Origin of the sequence: Candidatus Nitrotoga sp. M5 (assembly GCF_927904885.1) — a bacterium.
GTDB lineage: Bacteria > Pseudomonadota > Gammaproteobacteria > Burkholderiales > Gallionellaceae > Nitrotoga.
On record NZ_CAKMNW010000067.1, the window covers coordinates 1 to 22,695 of the forward strand.

The 22,695-nt window shown below is 49.6% G+C and carries 12 protein-coding genes and 2 tRNA genes; 3 read left to right on the top strand and 11 right to left on the bottom strand.

Annotated elements, in window-relative coordinates:
• Nucleotides 1–168: 168 nt before the first annotated feature.
• Nucleotides 169–657, top strand: a complete 489-nt coding sequence (locus MJ770_RS12315) for an SOS response-associated peptidase (RefSeq protein WP_239254800.1) — start codon at nt 169–171, stop codon at nt 655–657.
• Nucleotides 658–992: 335 nt separating this feature from the next.
• Here the strand turns inward: MJ770_RS12315 and MJ770_RS12320 are convergent, their stop codons facing one another.
• The 8 genes from MJ770_RS12320 to MJ770_RS12355 form a co-directional block, all read right to left on the bottom strand.
• Nucleotides 993–2,372: a hypothetical protein gene (locus MJ770_RS12320; RefSeq protein ID WP_239254802.1), complete on the bottom strand. Its 1,380-nt coding sequence runs from the start codon at nt 2,370–2,372 to the stop codon at nt 993–995.
• Nucleotides 2,369–8,653 (bottom strand): AAA domain-containing protein, encoded by a 6,285-nt coding sequence (locus MJ770_RS12325; RefSeq protein ID WP_239254810.1) that lies wholly within the window; start codon nt 8,651–8,653, stop codon nt 2,369–2,371. Before MJ770_RS12325 ends, MJ770_RS12320 begins: the two co-directional genes overlap by 4 nt.
• Nucleotides 8,650–9,303, bottom strand: coding sequence for a 4Fe-4S single cluster domain-containing protein (locus tag MJ770_RS12330; protein ID WP_239254811.1), 654 nt, complete (start codon nt 9,301–9,303; stop codon nt 8,650–8,652). Before MJ770_RS12330 ends, MJ770_RS12325 begins: the two co-directional genes overlap by 4 nt.
• 2 nt (nt 9,304–9,305) lie before the next feature.
• Nucleotides 9,306–11,132, bottom strand: coding sequence for an AAA family ATPase (locus MJ770_RS12335; protein WP_239254815.1), 1,827 nt, complete (start codon nt 11,130–11,132; stop codon nt 9,306–9,308).
• A gap of 297 nt (nt 11,133–11,429) precedes the next feature.
• Complete coding sequence (locus MJ770_RS12340; RefSeq protein WP_239254817.1) at nt 11,430–11,558, bottom strand: YqhA family protein; 129 nt, start codon at nt 11,556–11,558, stop codon at nt 11,430–11,432.
• A 246-nt stretch (nt 11,559–11,804) separates the two neighbouring features.
• Complete coding sequence (locus MJ770_RS12345) at nt 11,805–12,506, bottom strand: hypothetical protein (protein WP_239254819.1); 702 nt, start codon at nt 12,504–12,506, stop codon at nt 11,805–11,807.
• A 519-nt stretch (nt 12,507–13,025) separates the two neighbouring features.
• Nucleotides 13,026–13,102 (bottom strand) — tRNA-Arg (locus MJ770_RS12350).
• A 25-nt stretch (nt 13,103–13,127) separates the two neighbouring features.
• Nucleotides 13,128–13,220 (bottom strand) — tRNA-Ser (locus MJ770_RS12355).
• Between the two features lie 345 nt (nt 13,221–13,565).
• Between MJ770_RS12355 and MJ770_RS12360 the strand changes: the two genes are divergently transcribed.
• Both MJ770_RS12360 and murJ read left to right on the top strand, forming a co-directional pair.
• A complete protein-coding gene (locus tag MJ770_RS12360) occupies nt 13,566–15,176 on the top strand; it encodes an NAD(P)/FAD-dependent oxidoreductase (protein ID WP_239254821.1) in 1,611 nt (536 codons plus the stop codon).
• Nucleotides 15,177–15,642: 466 nt separating this feature from the next.
• Entirely contained in the window at nt 15,643–17,178 is a 1,536-nt protein-coding gene (gene murJ, locus MJ770_RS12365) for a murein biosynthesis integral membrane protein MurJ (protein ID WP_239254830.1), read from the top strand.
• 246 nt (nt 17,179–17,424) lie between these two features.
• On the opposite strand, the gene MJ770_RS12370 is transcribed toward murJ, so the two are convergent.
• The 3 genes from MJ770_RS12370 to glgB all read right to left on the bottom strand — a co-directional run bounded on the left by MJ770_RS12370 (nt 17,425) and on the right by glgB (nt 22,685).
• On the bottom strand, nt 17,425–18,657 hold the full coding sequence (locus tag MJ770_RS12370) for an HD-GYP domain-containing protein (protein WP_239254831.1): 1,233 nt from the start codon (nt 18,655–18,657) through the stop codon (nt 17,425–17,427).
• A gap of 38 nt (nt 18,658–18,695) precedes the next feature.
• Entirely contained in the window at nt 18,696–20,339 is a 1,644-nt protein-coding gene (gene pgi, locus MJ770_RS12375) for a glucose-6-phosphate isomerase (protein WP_239254832.1), read from the bottom strand.
• A gap of 141 nt (nt 20,340–20,480) precedes the next feature.
• Nucleotides 20,481–22,685 (bottom strand): 1,4-alpha-glucan branching protein GlgB, encoded by a 2,205-nt coding sequence (glgB, locus tag MJ770_RS12380; protein WP_239254837.1) that lies wholly within the window; start codon nt 22,683–22,685, stop codon nt 20,481–20,483.
• Nucleotides 22,686–22,695 lie beyond the last annotated feature (10 nt).

A 22,695-nucleotide genomic window follows, 5' to 3' on the forward strand; every position in this document is an offset into this window, starting at 1 on the left:
ACTGATTGGGAATGAAATTTCGAAAACATTCACCTAGTTGACTAAACGATTTTTGCTTTAACTTTGCGATCTCATCGGCAAGTTTCTGACTCGCTGAGCGAGGTGTTTTACGAAGTGTTGGGAGGTGAAAACCAGGGAATAAAAGCGTTGTATTTTGGATGGCGAATTATGCCATTTCACTCATTAATTTTCAGCTCTTTTTCCTTGCTAAAAGGGCTTAACTTAGTGGCATTCAGGTCTGCCTTCAAATATCGCCGATGTATCATTCCTGCGTCTGGTTTCTACGAATGGAAAACGCAGAATCGCATCAAGCATCCCTGGTATATCAATCTGAAGACCGGCGATCCTTTGGCTTTCGCCGGTCTTTGGGAAACATGGCAGCCTGAAGATGGCGCGCCGGTTGAAAGCTGTTGCATTATCACTACCACAGCAAACTCGCTCATGGACGGACTTCATGATCGCATGCCAGTTATCTTGGACGTCGGCCAATGGGAGGCTTGGCTGTCACCGCAAGAACGCCAAACCGATAAACTGCTCTCGATGATTCGCCTCTATAACGCGGAGGATATGCAGGCCTGGCCTGTCTCTCGTGAGCTCAATCGCGTTGGATTACGCGATGACGCCGGGCTGATTGAACCCATACCACTCCTCATTTGACAGGCTCGTTTTCATCCATTCAGCAACGATCAATTTCTGATGTAATGCAGGACGTTTACAAATTCTCTTCGCCACAGTTTTATTCACGCTTTGAAACGAGACCTATACACTATCGTGCCAAGCATCCCGTAGGTGAATCAATCTTTGCCTTGTAAGGGGTATCCCGCTGGTGATGAGGTTTGTATAGAAGTCCAATTTGTGTGTCCCCCCGACCAGCCATTCTAAATCGTCACGTAGCAGAGGCTCTCCGCCCATTGAAAGACCTAGTGGAGTCCGCGCGGCGGCATTGTTGCTGGCGTCAGCGAAACGATGATTAGTGATACACAAGCAGCTGTCTACTGGAAATAACCGGTTTTAGCAGAACTTATTTTAGGCTCCATATCCAGTACGTCAGCAGGTCCAGGATTCTCGACCAGTTTCAGCGGCGTTTCACCGATTCCTAGCGCTTTCTCGATCGTTATGGACCCACCCTTGGCGACAAACAATCCCTGTAGTTTGCTGAAGTCGCCGCACCATTCCGTCTCAACTTCTCGGTCACGAGCGGTATTTCGGTCGACCTGAAAAGCGACGGCACACACCTGAAGCCGCGTCACATCAGTGGGGCCAGCAAGTTCGAGCCCGTATCCAGGCAACGCGGGCTTTCGAAGCACGACGCGTCCCCCTTCCGCCCAAGCAGTTGCCATACCCTCACGGAGTTCATATCCTAGAGCAGATAGCCCCGACAGAATTGACTGACGTCGGGCTGCTGCAGCATTGCGCCGAGACAAAGCCGACATGAAATCTCTGCCAGTCTTCATCAAAATAGCCAGGCCCGCGAAATCCTTGGTGTCAATTAATCGCTCAATATCGACACGCAAAGCCATAGCTTCGTTATTTAGACCATCATCTGTTGCGGCGAGATCATCTGCCAATTCCCGAGCTTTGATCACTATGGCAGCCCCCTCTTTAAGCGCCCGAACGGCAGTAACCAGATCAAGGATTAGCGCATCAATCCGCATGTTTGTGCTAACACCATGCGGCTCAGATTCAATCGCTCGAAGGCGGATCGCAAAGGTAGTGGTTGCGTCCGTACCTAGGTATGCTTCAATCTCTGATAGTCGCAACTCAACGCTAATTAGGCGTGCATCCTGCTGTCGCACACGCGCTCGTTTCCAATCATCAAAAGTCTCTCGGTCTCCGCTTGGTGTCAGTTGTTTAGCTAAGTTGCGCTGAGTATCGGTTAGGCCAGCCGTAGTGCCACGGTCCGTCAAAATCATGAATCCCTTGGCAAGAATGGCCTCAGCATCGCTATTCAAACTTGCACCCTTGGCAATTCGGTCAAGCATGGCAAGAATTGCCGTCTCGCACTCAGGGACTTGTCGTCGGAGTTCGCGCGCCAAGAATGCAGCATTCTCCCTCTGCTGTCTTGCCTGCTGAAGTGCGCTCGCTGCAGCTTCCGCAGCACGATCACAACGTTGCTGAATATCTCTGGAAAGAAACGCAATCTCCGCAGGCACCCGCTGCTGTATCTCCGCAAATCGATTTTGAACCAAACAGGCGGCTAAGCTCTCCCGTATCTTTTGGAAGGATGCCATCTCAGCCTGATCCAGATTTCCAAGCCGCTCACACTCTTGTTTCCAACGCTCAGCAGCCCTGTCAAACTGACGAAGGAGTGCAATACAGGTCGCAACCAACTCTTCTCGAGTAACAACTCTAACGACCTTCGGTCCGCTCATGCTGCCACCGGACGATTCATGGCCACGAAGATAGCTGTTCGTAATCGATTACGCTCTTCTTCCGGTGAGTGATACCAAGCGTGAGACGACACACGGTGAATAATTGGAACAGTTTTACAGAGCACGCCAGGTCTCCAAACTTCGCGGGCACGCGCCCGAGAAAGTAACTTATGGCGAGGAGCATCGCATTCAATGCCGATCGCAAAAAGTCCGGTTACCGGATCCTCGATGGCAAAATCGAGTCCAAATGCATCGTCTTCTGGAGAGCCGATAACGTTCCCTGTTACAGCCTCTAAATATTCAGCCACAGACTTACTGAAGCCATCATCCGAACGAATGCGACCACCATCATTGCGTCCATCAGGAATTACAGCCATGCGTTTCAGGAGAGCTCGGGACGTCTCAAACTCACCTCCTGACATCGTGCGGGCATACTCCATGTAGCCTTGGAGAAAATCTCTTGGTGTTGCCGGGGGTTGATGCGTACTGAGCACGTCAGATATATCCCTGATCGGCATTGACGTCACCATGATTATTTTTTTCCGAGCACGTGTCACGGCAACGTTCAGACGGCGCTCACCTCCTTTCTGCCCCAGCACGCCGAAAAGTCGCCGAAAAGTTCCTTGGCTGTTTCGCCCAAAGGTAGATGAAAAGATGATCCAATCCCGTTCATCACCTTGAACATTTTCGACGTTCTTTACGAAAACAGCCATATCCTCTCCCTGATCGACACGCTCGCGTTCTTGACAATATGCGTCTCTGAAACCGCTATCCCGTTCAGCTTGCTGCTCCAACAAGTCCTCAATGAGGTCTGCCTGTTTTCGATTAAAGGTAACGACGCCAACAGATGGCCGTTCGAGGTAGGGCCTTAGCCATAAATTGGCAAGAACTTCGACCACTTTGGCTGCCTCACCTGGATTGGTTTGCTCCTGATAGACACTGTCCGTTCGGATAACTTCAATCGGTCGAACACTACGAACCGTCGACTCGGGATGCCGCACAGGGACACTAAGATGATTCCCGTAGAAACAAGCATTCGAGAAACTAATGAGTTCGCGGTAATCGGAACGATAATGGATTTGCAACGTCGTATTAGGTAGATTGGTTCTAGCCAGCTGAAGAAGGTCCGGGCAATCCTTGATCTCACGCCGGTTCCATGTTTCCTCAAAGGCATCGCGTTCTTCGTCTGAGGCCTCGTCATCTGGAGTTTCACCATCGAACGCTTCAGCCTCATCATTCTCGACCTTGCCGGCGAAGAAGGCCGTTGGTGGCATCTGTTTTTCATCCCCGCTAACTACGCAGATGCGGCCACGGAATAACGTCGGCAACGCGTGTTCGACCGGAATTTGCGATGCTTCGTCATAAATAACCACGTCAAATAAAGCAGATTTAAGTGGCAAAACGCGGCTGGCCACATCCGGGTTCATCAGCCACACCGGCCTAAGCTTCATCAGCCCCAAAGGGACGGTACCCTCAATAAATTCACGCAACCGTCTCGCTCGATGGCCGGTCAAGCGGGTGAAATCGTCCCACTCTCGAGGCCCAGAAATATTTGCGAGGTCGAAGTCGTTCTTGAGGAAATTTCGATTCAGAGAACGCATTTCAACGTCCCAAGCTGCGAGACGTGCCACCTTACCCTTGAGTTCAGCTTGCTCTAACTGCAAGTCTGGAGCCGCGTGTTCCATAGCTCGCTTCCACCCCAGCCGAGCTTCTCTGTTAAGAATTCGCCGGACTTCGTTCTCAAGATTTGATTGCGCCACATCCCTTAGCTGCTCCTCCTTAGTACGCAGTAACAAAAATGTTGCCAGCGCTTCAGGACTTAATCGCTGCGCACGACATCGGAAGTGTTGATAGGCGCCCAGGGTCGGCAAAGCTCTTTCGATTTCCTCTATCCGTGACTGGTTTGGCTGATTTGACGTAATAGACGATCTACATTGTTCAACCAACGTCTTCTCTGCCCAGCTAGCCAAGGTATTCAAAGCCGAAAGACTCGCACGACGAACCTCAAAGCGTGCAAACGCCGCATCAAAGGTAGCAAAAAGCTTCAGAAATGCCTCGCAACTTCCCTCAAGTGCTGTCGCGTCCATTCTCTCGCGCGATGGTGCTGAAGCCAGCAATCCTGCGAGATGAGCAACCTCGGCTAGCGTTGCAGCAGTCATCTTTGCATCTTGATGCAAGGTCGGGCCGGCATCTGCCGAGATCGCAGGCAATTGAAGTACTTCATATATTTTGGCTAAATCAGCCCGCAATGGCCTCCATTGCTCTTCAAGTCGCCCTGCATGCAGAAGTGCAATAATTCGTTCGTGCGTTTCTGCTCCGTACCTACGCAAAAAACTAAACAACCATTTTTTTCGCAAGAACCTTATCGGATAGAGGCGACAAAACCAAGGAACATCCCGGGTCACGTATGCTGCCCTTTTCATCAACGCCTTAAGTTCGCTGTGCTGCATCTTACTAAGCACCGGAGAGAGTCGTTGATCATAATATTGACTGGCACAAGTCTCCAATTCACGAATCAGCTCCGCAAGGCCACTCAGCACTTCTTTGCCTGGCGTATCCTCTTGTTTCGAAGTACGAAAAATTGGTAGCCACCGAGCGAGAAATAGTCGTTGTGGGTCCGAGAGTTGCAAGAATCTATGACCGTGGGTTCCTAGCCAATTTTGGTGTGAAACGGGATCATCAACCTCGAAAGAGGCCGGCCGGCTAAGGAGAACTTCGCATCTAATTCGCTCAACTTCGACAAAGCGCGAAAAGGCAGCTTGGAAGTCTGAAAGGGTGGCTCGGTCCGGCTCGAACGGTTGCAGTTGAACGAGTGGGCTACCTTCAAAGTTGGCAGGAAGCCAATATCGCACTAGAGGAGCAACCTCTTCTTCCAGAGTAGCCAAATTACTCGTGCTTCGCTTTTGCAACAGAGGGCGCAAGGCAGGCAAATCAAGAGGGGCCGACGGTCGCTCAAGATCTATGAGCTCGCCAAGCAAGCTCCGATAACTTACTCCAAAGTGCTCGTCGACTTTGTGTAACGCCTCGTGGTGCCTATCTAACTCACACTCCAATGCCTCAATGTGAGCAGCAACGCTTTCACGGCTACGCCGGACGGCGGCACAGGGATCTCCACTACGAGACGAATTCTCAATCTGCTCTCGAATTGCTTTAATGACTGGATTTCGGTCTTTGTTGACGTCATTGACCATGATGATACGATCGCCCAACCCTTCGGCTACTAACCGCTTGCTCACGACCTCAAGTGCGGCGTGCTTCTGACACACGATAAGTAGGCTTTTTCGCCGTCCAATTGCATCGCCAACCATATTCACGATGGTCTGACTCTTCCCTGTTCCGGGAGGGCCTTCAACAAGAAGGCCAGGTGCACAGCGAGCTTGAAGCACTGCAGCTTCCTGCGATGGGTCACTAGACACCGTGAAGAAGCGCTCTAACTCGCGCGGTTCCTTAAAGGGTTCATCTGCATATTTAGACACTACGTTAAGTCGCAACGCGGTTTCGAGTGACGTGCCAGCTGTCGAATTATTCTTAAGCTGACGCAGGTCTTCCCCGATAGCTTGCCCAATGAACGTGACATGAAATAGCACCGCAGAGCAGTCCAACTCTTGAGTACGAGGTGGCAACTCCGTACTCGGGCTAGGCAGTGCCCCAAGCGTTCTTGCCCTTAGTTGCGCGGAAGTTCCGAACGCATCCATAACCTCCGCAATTTTCAGCGAGGATCTGCTGAGCATCTCGTCGGCCGTCTTACGCCAAAGCTTCACGTCGTCCGCGCCAACAATTCCTTCAAGCGCAGGATTGACGCGAACTTCCTCCCTGTCTTTGTCGAAAGATAACAGCGCCTGTCCTCGATGTCCGATCTCCAGATGAACCTTAACAGGCCATAGCAACAGGGGCGCTATGCGTGTCTTTGTCGACACATTTGCATCACGCACCAACAAAAATGGGAAACCAAGATACAGTCCATCAATGCCTGTGTCTCGCTTATAGAGCGCGGTGTGACGCGAAAGACTTTGCAGTCGACCCTCAGTCGTTCCTATCATAGAGAATGCAGCAGGATCGACCAAAAATGACTTTTGATCTCGCTTGAGCAGGTGTTCCAACATAGATGAAGCAGGAATCCGCTCAGTGCCGAGCTCGCATAGGTCAACTCTTGCAGTGGTCTTGCCAATGGTCATCCGGACTAACGGGCCACGCATCACGGTCGTGGAAATTTTCTTTTCGAAAAAATCAAGAATTTGGGATACATACTGCTGCTTCTGTGGTTCCTGCCACTGATTCGAAGGCACGGCGAGAATTACAAGCGCGCGAGAAAGCGAGATACGTCGTTCAATTCGAAACTGGCCGGCCCAATCATTAAGTGCGGCATAAGGACAACTGGCAAAGCCGGTGATACGGTCACCGACCGCTCGCATCAATTCAATACGAGGAAGTTCAACGTTTGCTCGAGCGCCAGTGGAGTCAAACAGGTCTAGCCCATTCGATTTAGCCAAGTCCTGGGCCTCTTGGACAACAGCGTCACAAGACCGGAACAACCCGATCGGCGCACTCAATAGAATAATTAGGTCCTCTTCGCTGATTGTCGTCCGCTCAGCAATTGACAGCAACCCATGATCGGCTGTATCGGGAAGCAAGCGACGCCGCTCTTCCCAAACAGCGGCGAGGCGAGCATGTGACGTGCATAGTATGTTGACTCGTAGCGCCCCCTCGTCAAGCTGGATGCCATGGTACTTTGCCCGCGTCCTAACTACCTCGGCACGTCTCTTCAGCAGCGATAGCCACGTCTCCATATGTAACTCGTCAAGCAGGTCTGGAACGGCGCCGGCAATCAGATCGTAACCTTCAATCGGATGATCTAGCAGCCATCTGGGTGTGACAATTTCACCTTTGTGTATCAGCGGCATCTCTGGGTTTAACAGCTTAAGTGCCAGCATGAGGCGGAAGTTTTCGTCAAGGGACTCATGCTGCCCGACTCGCCGCAGGCCAGCCAGCAATTTGGGAGACAATTGCACTTCTTGGGCCCAGGTCACAATGACACCGCGCACGAGATGGTTTCTCGCTTCTTCCCAGTGTTGGCTTTCAGCCGCTGCCAGCGCAAAGAGCGCGGGTTGTCGGTAATGTTGCCCACCGAGGCCAATCGAACTGCCGGTGGAATCGACCTCGGTTTGTGCCGATTCCGGAGGGGCGGTAACTGGATCGCCATCAAGCCAAGCTTGAACTTGTTCCCAGCGCCAGCGTTGGTGGCGATCCCTCGCCAGTAACCCACGGAGTAAAAGCTTAATTGACGAATCGAGATTGCCTGGTAGGCTGACGCCGTTGGCGATAATGTGGATCAGATAAGCCCGGTCGTTGATACCCCTAAAGCATTCGCCGCGAGTAATCTGCTCTAGGATGATCATCCCAAGGCTCCACCAGTCTGATGCTGCCGCAACCGCGCCAGCTACCGCTTCGGGCGCCGTATAACGCGTAAGTTCTAAGGGAGCTACGATATCAAGGTCGAAGTCCGAGAATTTTGCCGCTTCAAACCCCCCGATGACCAGATCTAGCGGATCAGAGTGTCTGACCAACACTGCATCGGGGCGCAGGTTACGGTGACGCAAACCGACTTCTGAAAACGCGTGTAAGGCCTCTCCGAGTTCGCATACAATACTTCGAATGCTTTCAGTGTCGGTCGCCACAATTCCAAGGTCGTTGAGCGAACCGCCAGTTAACAGTTCGGCAACTTCATAGTGTCCGTCGTTCCATCGGCCCGTAGCGAATATCTCGGGCACGTGCTCGCGAGGAAGCCGTTTTAGAGCATCGTAGACCGATGGATCTGGTTCGGACCCGTGATGGTAGAGGGTCAGTACTGCTTGTTGGTCTCCATCGACTCGTGCGACGACATACCTATCTCGAATGCGAGCAGTGCTTCCAATCTGGCGCAATATTCGCCAACCATCGATCACTGTCTCGTGCAAAGGCTCGGTTGCATCCCGCTCTACTGCGCTTGCTGGTGGGGACGGTGTGAGATCAAATTCGATTGTCAGAGCACGGTCCCCGCCACAGGTGGTGCAAATTAAGTCAGTGGGATCGAGCGTATGTCCGTTAATGCATGTCGACGGTTGTATCACCTGTGTGGCTTGCTCGGCAGTGACGATTGGCGCAGGGCGCCACCCCTTTTGTCGTATTGGCTCGTCTGAAAGATTCCAATGGCAGCGCCGGTCGTTGATTTCCCCGTCGCAGAAAAGCTCCTCAAGCGAACGCTCAGTCTTACAATTTGGGCAAAATCGAACAATCGAAGTCATGGTAAATGGCGAGTCGCGTCAGTCGTTCTAATGTCGTCACCCTGTATGGACAACAAATGACGTAAGCGCAACATGTCTCCGCGCCTCGGGATCCCTGCCAACCAGACCGTACCGCTATCGTCGAACATGACGTCCAACGAACGGTCGGCGTCTACCAACTGCCTGTTATACGTTTCGAACCTTACGCGACCGAGGTCCGTGAGAAGGTGCAGTCGCTGATTGTCGCTACCCCGCAATGCAAGCGTTTGAGATGCGGAAAGATCGAAGGGATCGGAAATCAGTGCATCAATCAAACCTGAGGCGAGCGCCAATGTTTCACTGAGACGCTCGACCGCGTAGCCGCTGAAGAGTAGTAAGTCCTGATCATCGCGAAGGTTCAGCCCCCTGAGAACTTCAAGGAGCGCAGCCTGCTGATTGAAAGGTTCACCGCCGGTGATCGTCACACCATCTGCCTCAGCTACCCAAGGTGAGATCTCCGCAAGTAGATTCGCTACGTCGGTTAAACCGCGATCGTCCGCCCATGTATCCGCAGAAATACAACCTGTACATCGAATTGAACAGCCCTGAAACCAAATGCCAATCCGGCGCCCCGGTCCGAGCGTTGTAATTGGGAAGTGGACTCTGGAGATGCTGATTCGCTCGGATCGCAACGTTAAACCTTTTCGAGTACGAGGTTCGACGATTCAAGGACACAAATCTCAAAGCGATCTCCTGGTTTCGCCCCGATATCGAACAGCTTGCGTGCCAGCGGATTGAGCAGACGTGCTTCAACTTGATTGCGAATGCCTCGGCCGCCGTTTGAAAGATTCTTCAGGGAAATCTGCCGCAGCGTATCCATCGACTCGCTAGTGACGCTGACGTGGAAGCCTTGTTCTTCAAGGTCTGCAAGCGTGTTTTCAACCATCTGGTCGAATATTTGAATCGCTATGTCCTCTCGAATGAAATCAAAAACAATGACATTCTCACCAATGCGATTGAGAATTTCCGGCCTGTTGAGGACAAGTTTGAAATGTCGGCTGATCTCTGCGATGATTTTGCTCTGGACTACCTCGTAGGGCTCTGTCGCCTCAACGTTTGGTACCCGCTCGCCTGCCTCTGTGGTTCGGTAGATACCCAAATTCGAGGTGAACACTATCAGCGCCTCGGAAAAATACACCCGATCTCCTCGCCCGGAGGTAAGAACCCCGTCATCAAGGATCTGAAGGAATTTATCGAGCACTCGCGGATGCGCCTTCTCAATTTCGTCGAATAGCAAAACGCTGAATGGCTTCTCACGGACCGCATTGGTCAACTCACCACCAACGTCATAACCGATATAGCCCGGCGGCGCTCCAATGAGCCTTTGGTCCGAATGCTCTGCGCTAAATTCCGACATATCAAACCTAATATAGGCATTTTCATCACCGAAAAGCAGGCTGGTAAGCGTCTTGGCTAGCTCAGTTTTCCCTACTCCTGTTGGGCCAGCGAGGAAAGCGACGCCACGGGGCCTGTTGCCCCGGCGGTTCCCGCCGACACCGGTCATTGCCCGCTTAACAATGTCCAGCATGTGAACGATCGCTTTAGACTGTCCCTTCACCCGGAGCCTGATAGACGACTCAGCAAAGCGAATTTTGTCGCGATCGATGCGCAGCCATGGATCCTCAGTGACGCCAACCTTGTACCGGCGAACCGCATCAGCAATTTTAGCGAGGGGCACTTTTTCGACCTTTGCAAGAACTGCGATGGCGTTCAGGTCAATGAGTAACATCCCTTCCGTGCCTACCACGAAGGCGTCAATCGCCTTGATCCGGCTATCATCCGTTGCATCAAGGGAACCGGCCAATGGCCGTAGCAAAGCCGGCGCCAGTGCGCGACGTGCGATGTGGTCTGGCTTCGGGACTGGAATATGGCGCATTCTAGGATTGTCAACCAGCAACCAATCCGGTAGGTCCCCCTCTTTGTCGACTACCCAAATAACGGTATTGAAAAAGGGTTTTGGGGGATCGCCTGCCGGTCTGCTCCTAGCCTGGTGCGAAAGCACGAGCGCCCGAGTAAACAACTGGTGCTCGGCCAGGCTCAGAGACGCTGGGCGAGTGACAAGTCGCGACGCAAAATCGACCATTAGAACAATTGGCTCTTGCTGATAACCGACTACCCTTTCTAGAGTCGCACTAAGCAAGTCAATCGAGGCCGAAGCCCGACCGTTAGTTACCGTAAGGCCCAAGGTTCTAAGAACCTCCTCTGAATGTTGAACATCCACGCCCGGAGTATTGACTACCTGAAATCCAGCTATCACATCGAACAGAAAGATATGGGCATACCCAGAACGTTGTAACGCGTCACCTAAGGCCTGATTAAAGTTTTGCGGCGTAATAGAGCTTGGCGCAACCTCGGTCACCTGCAAGTCACGAATATTTCCGGACAGGACAAATTGGCTTTTCAGCGGCAAAAATCTGGTTAGGTCACGTAACCAACGTGGAGCTTCAAACGTAGTAGACACGAATTTAATCTTCTTTCTGTTAACAGTAATAACATATCACATTTGTTTAGCAACATCGCGGCATTAATCTCTTTGTGAAAGGCCGGAATAATTTCTTTTTGTTGACGAGTTATGACTATCTTATTCGTGGTCTTCTGCCTTATATTCAGAAACAAAGATGCGCCGATTAGGGCGATAACGCCGCCGAGATAAAGCAAATCGAGCGAAGTCGATATCTTCAAGTTCAGTGCTTCTTTTGAACAGGGTGATGATCCAGGATCACCAAGATTACCTTGGCCAGCCACCCCTTAAGGTCGTCTAGATCACGATCATAAAGATCTTGCTGGAAGTCTCGCTACCATGTGCTTCGTCAATGTCGCTGACAAACAATTCATACATGCCAAGCGTAAAAATAAGCATGAAGGTGCCGAGGAGGTAGCCATCCACAACTTCCACCATAGAGCGAAGCGGCCACGCATTATTACAATGCTCTATCACTTTCACTTTATGATTCTGGCAGCCTAATTACTGCTCTGCTAGCAAAAAATTAATCCTTGATACGTTTCTTCTCTATGTTCAGCATGATTTCCATTAGTCGTTCGTATTATGGAGATTTTGCTATTAGGCTTCGGGTTAATGTATTTATAACTCCCCGTGTTCGCCGGGCGGGCACCATGGCCCGCCTAGGCATTGCTACTTCAGGTCCATGCAGTTGGCAAAGTAGGTGATGGTCGCCGGCCAGTCGGAGAATATCCCGAGTATCTTGACTTCGTGCGCAAGCACGTCGAGCGCCTTGTACATATCGCTGTCCTTCTTGATCGACGCGCCCGTAGGGTCGAAGTCGTAGTAGAAGCCCGCCTTCGACGCGCCTTCGCGCAGGTCGGCCCGTTCGAAGGTCCATGTGATGATATCGAATCCCATGCCATTGAGGTCCTTCGCGAGCTTGGACGGTACCACGCGGTTATTTGCATCGACCGCAAGCAGCGCCGGCATCGCCGGGGCGATGATTTGCACACCGCGCTGCTTTAGCATCTTAAAGTAAGCCATCCGGTCCATGCTGCTGTATGGCGGCTGGATGATGATTTCGTTCACCGGGTCGGTGGCATTGAAATCGAGTAAATAGACCGCCTGTTTGCCGTACCGTGTGTGATCGATCCAATAGAGCACGTCTTCAACGTTGAACGACTGGGGCCACGCGTCGCGCTGATTCACACCTTCGCCGCTAAGTACGTCGGCAAACGCCTGCGCATAGTTCTGCTGCGGGGTCCTGCAGGTCGGATACTTGAAAACGTCATTGATGCGCTTGTGGCCGGTGACGGGGTCGTCAACCACGCTTTCCTTCAGTTCGGGGGTGTGCTTGACGCCTAGCCGCTCGTTCAGTTCTATGCTTTCCATCAGCGTTAAGAGGGTGCCGCGGCCGGTGTATACATCGGTGCGCCACGAAATATGTGGCTCGTGTAGCAGCGCGTCCCACAGTTCAAGTAGCGCTTAAGGCGGAAGGATTGGCATAGTCTCGTTAAGAATATGCTCCTACTCCAGATGTCTAGATGCTTGACAATGCAGAAATGTAGCTGGACAAGTAGAACAAGTCGATTTGCTAGCATTCTCGGCAGCCATCCTTTTCTTCTTCCTGCCGTTCTGTATCAGGTTCATAGCCCGGCGGTGAATCCATACACTGATTATTTTCTTCTGCAAGCATGCGGAGCAGAAAACGATTTGTCGTTTTGAAGCCAGAACTCTTCCATACCGTTCAGGGTATCAGGACTTAGCCAGACTCCTACTTCATCAGAAAGTGGGAAGAAACAACTACCCGTGATTATTTTGCTGGTCGTGCAAAGGTGTCACCAGAAGTGTCACCAATCTGTATCTACAAAGAAAAAGGGTTATGCATTTCTGCCTAACCCTTTGATTTACTGGTGCGCCCGGAGCGATTCGAACGCCCGACCCCTTGGTTCGTAGCCAAGTACTCTATCCATCTGAGCTACGGGCGCAAAACTGTTTTTAAAATTATTGCTTTGGCGGAGAGAGAGGGATTCGAACCCTCGGTAAGGCTATAAACCCTACGCTCCCTTAGCAGGGGAGTACCTTCGACCACTCGGCCATCTCTCCTAAAGACCGCGCAGATTACATATATCCACACGAAATGTCAACTTGCAGCCTCATACAATATGGCGTGTGCCTGTACGAGATCTGTATTTCCAAAGATGGATGGGCTTGCGGTTAATAAGGCAGAGGTCGAACTGAAGAAGTGGGTTGATCATCGCAATGATGATAACCAATATGGACGAAGCACGGCTTTGTACGATTGATCAGATCGAGCAATTTTTCAGCGCCTGAAAACAGATTGAATTTTTCGACGCGCCCTCTTATTAAAGCCACTTGCGGTAAAATGGTAGTTTTGCCATTTATGAGCTTCTTGTTACCCCTTGACAAAATATATCCGGAATACTGTGCATGTTGCGATTGACTGAAGTTAAGCTTCCATTAAACCACTCTGATGATGAACTTAAAAATGCGCTTCTAAAACGGCTGGACATTAGCGCGGATGAGCTGATTGGCTACACAATATTTCGCCGCAGCTATGATGCCCGCAAGCCCTCCGCCATCATTTTTACTTATACGCTGGATGTGGAGGTCAAGAACGAAGCTGCACTGCTTCAGCGCTTACAAGGCGATAAACATATCGCACTCACACCGGATACAAGCTACCATTTTGTAACAAATGCATCGACCAAACTGGCTTCTCGTCCAATCGTAATTGGTACCGGTCCCTGTGGAATATTCGCGGCTCTGATTCTGGCGCAAATGGGTTTTTGTCCGATTGTTCTGGAACGCGGCAAAGCTGTGCGCGAGCGTACTAAAGACACTTTCGGTCTGTGGAGGCAAAGCAAACTCAATCCGGAATCAAACGTGCAGTTTGGCGAAGGTGGTGCGGGAACATTTTCTGACGGTAAGCTGCACAGCCAAATTAAAGATCCCAAACACTACGGTCGCAAGGTGCTTACGGAATTCGTCAAGGCAGGTGCGCCAGATGAAATTCTTTATGTGAGCAAGCCACATATCGGCACGTTTCGGCTGGTGGGAATGGTGGAAGAAATGCGTGCAAGCATCGAAGCCTTGGGTGGAGAAATTCGTTTTCAGAGCAAGGTTGAAGATATTGTTATAGACAACGAGCAAGTCAGGGGAGTTGTGCTCGCTAGTGGCGAACTCATTGCCTGTGATCATGTCGTGCTTGCTGTTGGACATAGCGCACGCGACACTTTCCACATGTTACATCAGCGCGGCGTATATATGGAGGCCAAAGCTTTTTCCATAGGTTTCCGCGTCGAGCATCCGCAAGCTCTGATCGATCGCGGCCGATTTGGTAAGAACGCTGGTAACCCCTTGCTGGGCGCGGCCGATTACAAGCTGGTTCATCACTGTAACAATGGCCGTTCAGTCTATAGCTTCTGCATGTGTCCAGGTGGCACCGTGGTTGCTGCAGCTTCCGAGGAAGGTCGCGTCGTTACCAACGGCATGAGCCAGTATTCGCGCAACGAGCGTAACGCCAATAGTGGGATAGTTGTGGGCATTACCCCTAGTGATTATCCGGGAGGTCCATTAGCCGGCATCGAGTTACAACGTCATTGGGAAACGCGCGCTTTCGAGTTGGGCGGCAGCAATTACCATGCGCCAGCTCAAAAAATTGGTGATTTTCTCGCAAGCCGACCTTCCACCACGCTTGGGTCTGTTGTGCCGTCTTACGCACCCGGAGTGCACCTGTGTGATCTGTCTACGTCGCTGCCAGATTACGCTATCACAGCGATTAGAGAGGCCATCCCCGCATTTGATAAACAGCTTAAAGGGTTTGCCATGTTTGATGCTGTGCTCACTGGCGTGGAAACACGAACCTCTTCCCCTATACGCATCAAGCGCCGTGAAGATTTTCAAAGTCTGAATGTATCAGGGCTCTATCCGGCAGGAGAAGGCGCGGGTTATGCTGGCGGCATACTTTCCGCTGCAGTGGACGGTATACAGGTCGCTGAGGCGATAGCGTTGAGCATGGTCAAGCATGGAAAATGCTGAAGGAGAAAATTTGAAATTTCATTCAGCCAAAATGGAGAGCTCCTTGACGCACGTAGTATTACGGTTCAGAAAATTAGTTAACGTTCACGGTGAGCTTATCGAACCGATAGTTCCACGCCAGCAATGGCCTTCGACAAGCTCGGGCCGAACGGGGGCTTGTCAATTTTGGTGAATCGATCTGTTACGTGAGTGCAGTGGATACCCATTTCAGGCTATTTCATGATGTCAGTGAATTTAACTTGTTATTGCTATGCAATATCCCTGCTACAATTATTTTGTCAAGCTTGCAAAGTTCTATACGTTCATCAAGCGATTTCAATAGCGCTCAGGCTGAGCATAAAAATATGCTCTTTACGGCAATTTCAGATAGCCACACCACTCGTGATACCTATGCAACTAGAAAATTCTGGTTTTGTGCAAAGAACACGGTGATTCAAGACTCATGCGCACTCCAAACGGACTATAAATGAATCTGCTTAAAGCTCTTGGTACCATAAGCAGCTTTACGCTAGCTTCGCGCATACTTGGCATCATCCGCGATATATTGATTGCGCGTGTCTTTGGTGCAGGCATGGCGACCGATGCTTTTTTTGTCGCTTTCAAGCTGCCTAATCTGTTGCGCCGTTTATTCGCGGAAGGCGCATTCTCTCAAGCCTTCGTGCCAATTTTGGGTGAATATAAAAACCGCCGTGGGCATGAGGAAACCAAGCTATTGGTCGATCATGTATCCACATTGCTGGCAATCATCCTGTTCATTGTTACGCTAATCGGCATTATTGCAGCACCGATTTTGATCTATATTAGTGCGCCGGGTTTTGCTTCGACGCCGGAGAAGTTTGATCTTACTGTCCAGCTGCTGCGCATTTCATCACCCTACATATTCTTCATTTCTCTAGTCGCCATGGCGTCCGGGATACTCAATACTTACAATAAATTTTGGGTGCCTGCATTCACCCCCATTCTGCTTAACCTGTGTTTTATCGGCGCTGCGCTATGGCTGGCTCCATATTTTGATCCGCCTATCATGGCACTGGCATGGGCGGTGTTTTTAGCTGGATTTGTACAGCTAGCATTTCAGTTACCATTTTTGAAGAAAATTGGCATGCTGCCGACCTTGCGTCTCAACCTGAAAGATGCGGGCGTATGGCGAATCATCAAACTGATGGGACCTGCGGTATTTGGTGTGTCGATTAGCCAGATCAGTCTCATCATTAATACCATTTTTGCATCATTTCTGGTGGCGGGCAGCGTATCCTGGCTTTATTTCGCCGACCGTCTGATGGAGTTCCCATCCGGCGTTCTGGGGGCGGCAATTGCGACTATTCTCTTGCCATCGCTATCCAAACATCACGCCAATGGTGATTTGGGTGAGTATTCCAAGCTACTCGACTGGGGTTTACGCCTGGTCTTTATGCTTACCTTACCTGCGGCACTTGCATTAGGAATGATTGGAGTACCACTTTTGGCAACATTCTTTCAGCATGGCGCGTTTACTGCGCACGATGTGCTTATGACGCGAAACGCGCTGGTCGGCTATAGCGTCGGCCTGATAGGTATTCTTTCAGTGAAGGTGCTGGCACCGGCTTTTTATGCGCGTCAAGATATCAAAACTCCTGTAAAAATCGGCATCATCACCTTGCTTGCTACCCAAGCGATGAATCTGTTATTTGTCGGCTGGCTGCAACATGCAGGATTGGCGTTGGCCATTGGTCTTGGGTCCTGTCTTAACTCTGCTATCTTGTACTACCTGCTGCGCAAGCGAGATATCTATCAACCAGAACCTGGCTGGGGCAAATTTCTCGCCAAACTGGGAGCGGCAATGCTGGTGCTGGGGTTAACACTCTGGTTTGGTATGGGGAGTGAGCAAAGTTGGCTCAGCAGCAGCGGCTGGACACGTATCTGGCGGTTAACTGGATTGGTCGTAATGGGCATGACGATGTATTTCGTCGTGCTGGGGCTGCTCGGTTTTCGGCTTAAAGATTTTTCAAGGCGCGGCGCATGAAACAGGTTGTGGTCCCGTATAGAATCCAAGGTAGACGTCAGAAATTCAACCACATAGATTTGCGCGAATGTACAACGTTATGTTGCAAGCGCCCCATTTCAAGTTTTTTATGTATCGCTGATACATATTAAGTTATATATAAGTATTCAGCCATGCCGCAAAACGGCTGCCAGCAAGAATTGAATTCTTAAAGGCTTTCTTTCAATTGCAGCCAAATTAGTATGTTGTATTGATAAATCTCTGGCGCTAAACACCAATCATTTCGTTTAAATCGAATCCCCATTGCAGTGGGTTTTCCAAGTTAATAATACTGTCTTTCGATTTCGACAGGTCGATTACTTCCTGCAGGATATGCTCGTTAGAATGGGTTGAGTAGAACACTTTCACTAAGGGCGTGGTCAAACTGCTCTTCGATTGGTCAGTCACTACGCCCAGACGCCCGGATTTGAGCTTCAGCAAGGTGCCGATTGGATAAATGCCGACCGTTTTAACGAAAGCATGGAAGATGACTTCGTCTAAATGGCCACTCTGCCATTCTGCCATCTTGCGAATGGATTCTGCAGGATCCCATCCTTTTTTATAGCAGCGATTTGAAGTGATTGCATCATATATGTCACATATCGCACCCATACGCGCAAATAATGTTAAAGCCTCACCGGATAACTTGTCTGGATAGCCCGTGCCGTCTACGCGCTCGTGATGATGTCGACAGACATCTAGCGTCACATCGCATATTCCATCAGATTTTTTGAGGAATTCCCAACCTTTAAGCGGATGCGTCTTGACTATATTGAACTCTTCATCCGTTAATTTCCCTGGCTTGTTGAGCACCTTGGGAGGGATAAAAATCTTCCCAATATCATGCAGTAATCCGGCAATGCCAGCTTGCTTTAACACCTCGCGTTCAAGACCTAGTTGCCGCCCCAGTGCAATCATCAGAGCGCAAACGGCGATTGAATGTAAATAGGTATAGTCGTCTGCATTTTTGAGTCTGGTCAAACTGATTAATGCAGAGGAATTGCGTATTACCGATTTGTTTATTTCGTTTGTCAGTGATGCCACATCATCAAGTTTGATTGCATTACCCAAACGTACCTCATTGAATAAGGAAACAACCGTTTCCTTAGCTTCGGTGAGTACTTTTTTAGCTGTAACTAACTCAATTTGCAAAGACACACACGTTTCAGTTTCAGCTTCTGGTGCGCATCGCATGACCTTCTTCAGTTCACTCTCATCCTCACCTTTAAGTTCTTCTTCGTCCTCTTCTGGTGAAAGAGTTGCCATATTGGCAACTACATCCAAACCCAGATCAGTGTCTATCCATACTTCTTTCACTCCACAGTTTCTGAGAGTATTTAAATCTTTGTTTTCGATAAGTTTGAACGATTTTTTCCAAAAAGGATGATCTATCCACTTACTACAGATTTCTTGGATATACATGCCTACGCGGACGTCACTCACTTTAATTTTTTTGAGCATGACTTAATTAATAGCTGTTAAATCCCACACTTTAATTTTTAAATTCGACGTGCGAGAAAGTGATTAATCAAGCCATTAGTTGAAGAGTCATGCACAAAAACACGTTCTTTTCTTTGAAGTTCAGGCAGCAATTTACTGGCAAGTTGTTTGCCGAATTCGACGCCCCACTGGTCAAAAGCATTGGTATCCCAGACCACGCTTTGCACAAACACTTTATGTTCGTAAAGAGCTACCAGCATGCCCAACGTGTATGGATCCAGCTGATCAAATAGCAAAGTGTTAGTTGGGCGGTTACCCGGGAATACTTTGTATGGCAACAATGTTTCCAGTGATGCACCACTTAAGCCTTGCTGTTCAAGTTCAGTACGTGCCTCTGCTGAAGTTTTACCTAGCATTAGAGCCTCAGTCTGCGCAAAGCAATTTGCCAGCAATATGGCGTGGTGTTCGCCTAACGGGTTGTGGCTGTTAATAGGTGCGAGGAAATCTGCAGGCACCATGTGCGTGCCTTGGTGTATAAGTTGATAGAAGGAGTGTTGGCCGTTAGTGCCGGGTTCACCCCAAATTACCATGCCTGTGTCGTAGTCCACTACCTGCCCATTGTGGTCTACGCACTTACCATTGCTTTCCATTTCGAGCTGTTGCAGATAAGCAGGAAGGTGTTGCAGATATTGATCGTAGGGCAGAATGGCATACGAAGTTGTACCAAAGAAATTGGCGTACCAGACGCCGAGCATCCCCAGTATTGCCGGTATATTTTGTTCCAGTGGCGTTTCACGAAAGTGCTCGTCCATGGCATGAGCACCCGCTAGCAGGCGTTCAAAATTATTTATACCAATATAAAGCGCAATGGGCAAACCGATAGCCGACCATAATGAGTAACGGCCGCCAACCCAATCCCAAAATTCGAACACATTATCTGGATTAATACCAAATTTGGATGTTGCAGCGATGTTGGTCGAGATTGCAACGAAATGCTTGCCGACACTCTCGTTAGTGCCCAGAAGGTTAACTAACCAATCGCGCGCGGACTGGGCATTGGTAAGTGTTTCTAGCGTGGTAAATGTTTTTGAGCTAATTATAAAAAGAGTGGTCTCTGGATCAAGACATTTCAATATTTCTGTCAGGTCCGTAGCATCCACATTAGAAACGAAATGCACGTTCAATTTCGCGCTTCCGTAAGATTTGAGCGCCTCGCTGACCATAAGCGGCCCTAAGGCCGAACCACCGATGCCGATATTTACCACGTCTCGAAACGATTTCCCGGTATGCCCACACAACGTACCATTACGCACCGCTTCAGAGAAAACGCGGATTTGATCCAACACGCGATGCACGTCCGGCACAACATCTTTGCCGTCTACATACACCGAAGTGTTTCGTGGCGCGCGCAATGCAGTGTGCAATACTGCACGCTGTTCGCTAGTATTGATCTTGTCGCCATTAAACATGCGAGCAATCCAATCATCTAGATTTGATTGACGTGCAAGGTTCAGCAACAGTTCGAGCGTTTCCTCGGTAAGGAGATTTTTCGAATAATCCAGTAATAAACCATCTAATTGCAATGAGAATTTATCGAAACGCTTCGGGTCATCGCAAAACATTTCGCGCATGGTCCGCTGGCTTATTTCTGTTTGATGAGCTGTTAAAGCTTGCCAAGCTGGCGAATGGACTAGAGTCGACATGGGTTATCTTAAATATTGTTGTTAAATATATATTTTATTGCCAGTTTTCTGCATGATTTTTTCAAAGATTATGAATCATGCATTTATTTCAATAAATTACAAAGGCCGATAAAAGGCGAGAAGGTGTATGTATTTTGGGTTTTATGTTTTTACCGGCGTTAGCATAATGCCTGCGAGCGGGGGTAAAACTATTTCAAGGGAATAAGGTTGCCCCATCCAAGGTAATAACTCAGCTTGAATTTCACAAGAGTTTCCGAGATTTCCGCCACCATAATAGTGTGAATCGCTATTGAAAAATTCCCGATATATGCAATTGAACGGAACGCCGATGCGGTAGCTGTGCCTTGGGACTGGCGTGAAATTAAAGGCAATCACAACTGTCTCGCCATTTCGACCATGGCGCAAGAAAGAAAGAAGCGAACGTTCGGCGTCCTGACAATCAATCCAGGAAAAGCCACCTTGGTCAAAATCCTGTTCATATAAAGCCGGCAAGTTACGGTATAGATGATTCAAATCGCGTGCTATGTTTTGTATGCCTTGATGTGGCTCCAAGCTTAGTTGCCACCATTCGAGCTCCCAACTCGATCTCCATTCACGTCCTTGGCCAAATTCATTGCCCATAAAGTTAAGCTTTTTGCCTGGACTCGTCATTTGAAAAGTGAGTAATAAGCGTAGATTGGCAAACTTCTGCCAGCTATCGCCGGGCATTTTGTCGAGTAGCGAACCCTTGCCATGTACTACCTCATCATGTGAAAACGGCAGCATGAAATTTTCGCTATAAGTATAAAGCTGACTAAATGTCAGTTGATTATGGTTGTAGCAGCGGTAAATTGGATCTAGCAGCATAAAGCTAAGTGTGTCATTCATCCAGCCCATGTTCCACTTCATGGAAAAGCCGAGTCCGCTAAGATACACTGGGCGCGAAATTCCCGGCCATGAAGTGGATTCCTCGGCTAGCGTCAATGCACCCGGGAATACTTCATGTACCATGATGTTAAGTTCACGCAGGAATTCTATGGCTTCGAGATTCTCTCGGCCACCATGTTTGTTAGGCAGCCATTCGCCTGATTTACGTGAATAATCAAGATACAGCATGGAAGCTACCGCATCCACGCGCAGGCCATCGAAATGAAATTGAGACAACCAGTAATGCGCACTCGACAACAAAAAGCTTTTCACCTCGTTACGGCCATAGTTAAAAATGTGCGTGCCCCAGTCCTGATGCAAGCCAAGGCGCGGGTCTTCGTGCTCGTAAAGCGCTGTGCCATCAAAATACGCCAGCGCAAACGCGTCCTGAGGGAAATGTGCTGGCACCCAATCGAGCAGCACGCCAATTCCCGCTTGATGGCAACTGTCTATGAAGTGGCATAAATCATCAGGGGATCCGAAACGACTGGTCGCAGCGAAATAGCCTGTTGCTTGATAACCCCATGATTCGTCAAGCGGGTGTTCAGAAATTGGCATGAGCTCAACATGGGTATAACCCATATCTTTGAGATAGGGAACAAGGTTATCAGCAAGTTCGCGATAGGTATAAAAGCGCCCGTCAGGATGACGTTTCCATGATCCCGCATGAACTTCATAGATGTTAAGGGGGGCGTGCAACCAGTCCCAGTTACTGCGCTGCTCCATCCATTCTTCATCTTGCCATGTGTGATGGATAGCAGAGGCAGTGCGAGCAGCAGTACCAGGCCTCAATTCAAATGCGTTGGCGTAGGGGTCGGTTTTGACAAACAAGCTGCCGGCGTGGTTGCGGATCTCGAATTTGTATAGCAAGCCTTGTTTAATCTCTGGGATAAATAACTCCCATACGCCGCTGGAACCATGCGCAGCCATGGGATGAACCCGTCCATCCCAACTGTTAAATTCGCCTATCACGCTAATCCGCTCGGCATTGGGTGCCCACACAGCAAAACGCACACCGGGGATGCCGTCAATTTGTGTTGCATGGGAGCCCAGTAATCGATAGGCTTGATGTAACTTTCCTTCGTTAAAAAGGTGCAAATCGAAATCGGAAATTTGTGGTGCAAAAGCATAACAATCATGCACCAAGCTCTCCACGCCGTAGTTGGGCCCTGGTCTATTTTCCTTAATGCGCAGGATATAGGGATGGCGTGGTTCTTTACTGCCATGCCATTCGAATAAACCATCTGAATGAAGGCGTATTAGCGCCTCGCTGCCATGTTGAGTTTTCAGCCAAACTTCACTGGCGTGAGGATTGAATACCCGCACTACATACCTTCCATTTTCGTGGTGTGGACCAAGATAAGCGAAGGGATTATGCAGTCGCTCTTGAATCAGCAATTCAGCACGCGGATCAAGTTTGAGGTGAAGGTCTAATATCATAGTGAGGTGA

Excerpts from the sequence above, each read along its gene's own strand:
- MJ770_RS12370 (WP_239254831.1), bottom strand. The coding sequence starts at position 18,657 with ATGCTCAAAAAAATTAAAGTGAGTGACGTCCGCGTAGGCATGTATATC.
- murJ (WP_239254830.1), top strand. The coding sequence starts at position 15,643 with ATGAATCTGCTTAAAGCTCTTGGTACCATAAGCAGCTTTACGCTAGCT.
- pgi (WP_239254832.1), bottom strand. The coding sequence starts at position 20,339 with ATGTCGACTCTAGTCCATTCGCCAGCTTGGCAAGCTTTAACAGCTCAT.
- MJ770_RS12360 (WP_239254821.1), top strand. The coding sequence starts at position 13,566 with ATGTTGCGATTGACTGAAGTTAAGCTTCCATTAAACCACTCTGATGAT.
- MJ770_RS12315 (WP_239254800.1), top strand. The coding sequence starts at position 169 with ATGCCATTTCACTCATTAATTTTCAGCTCTTTTTCCTTGCTAAAAGGG.
- MJ770_RS12325 (WP_239254810.1), bottom strand. The coding sequence starts at position 8,653 with ATGACTTCGATTGTTCGATTTTGCCCAAATTGTAAGACTGAGCGTTCG.
- MJ770_RS12345 (WP_239254819.1), bottom strand. The coding sequence starts at position 12,506 with ATGGAAAGCATAGAACTGAACGAGCGGCTAGGCGTCAAGCACACCCCC.
- MJ770_RS12320 (WP_239254802.1), bottom strand. The coding sequence starts at position 2,372 with ATGAGCGGACCGAAGGTCGTTAGAGTTGTTACTCGAGAAGAGTTGGTT.
- glgB (WP_239254837.1), bottom strand. The coding sequence starts at position 22,685 with ATGATATTAGACCTTCACCTCAAACTTGATCCGCGTGCTGAATTGCTG.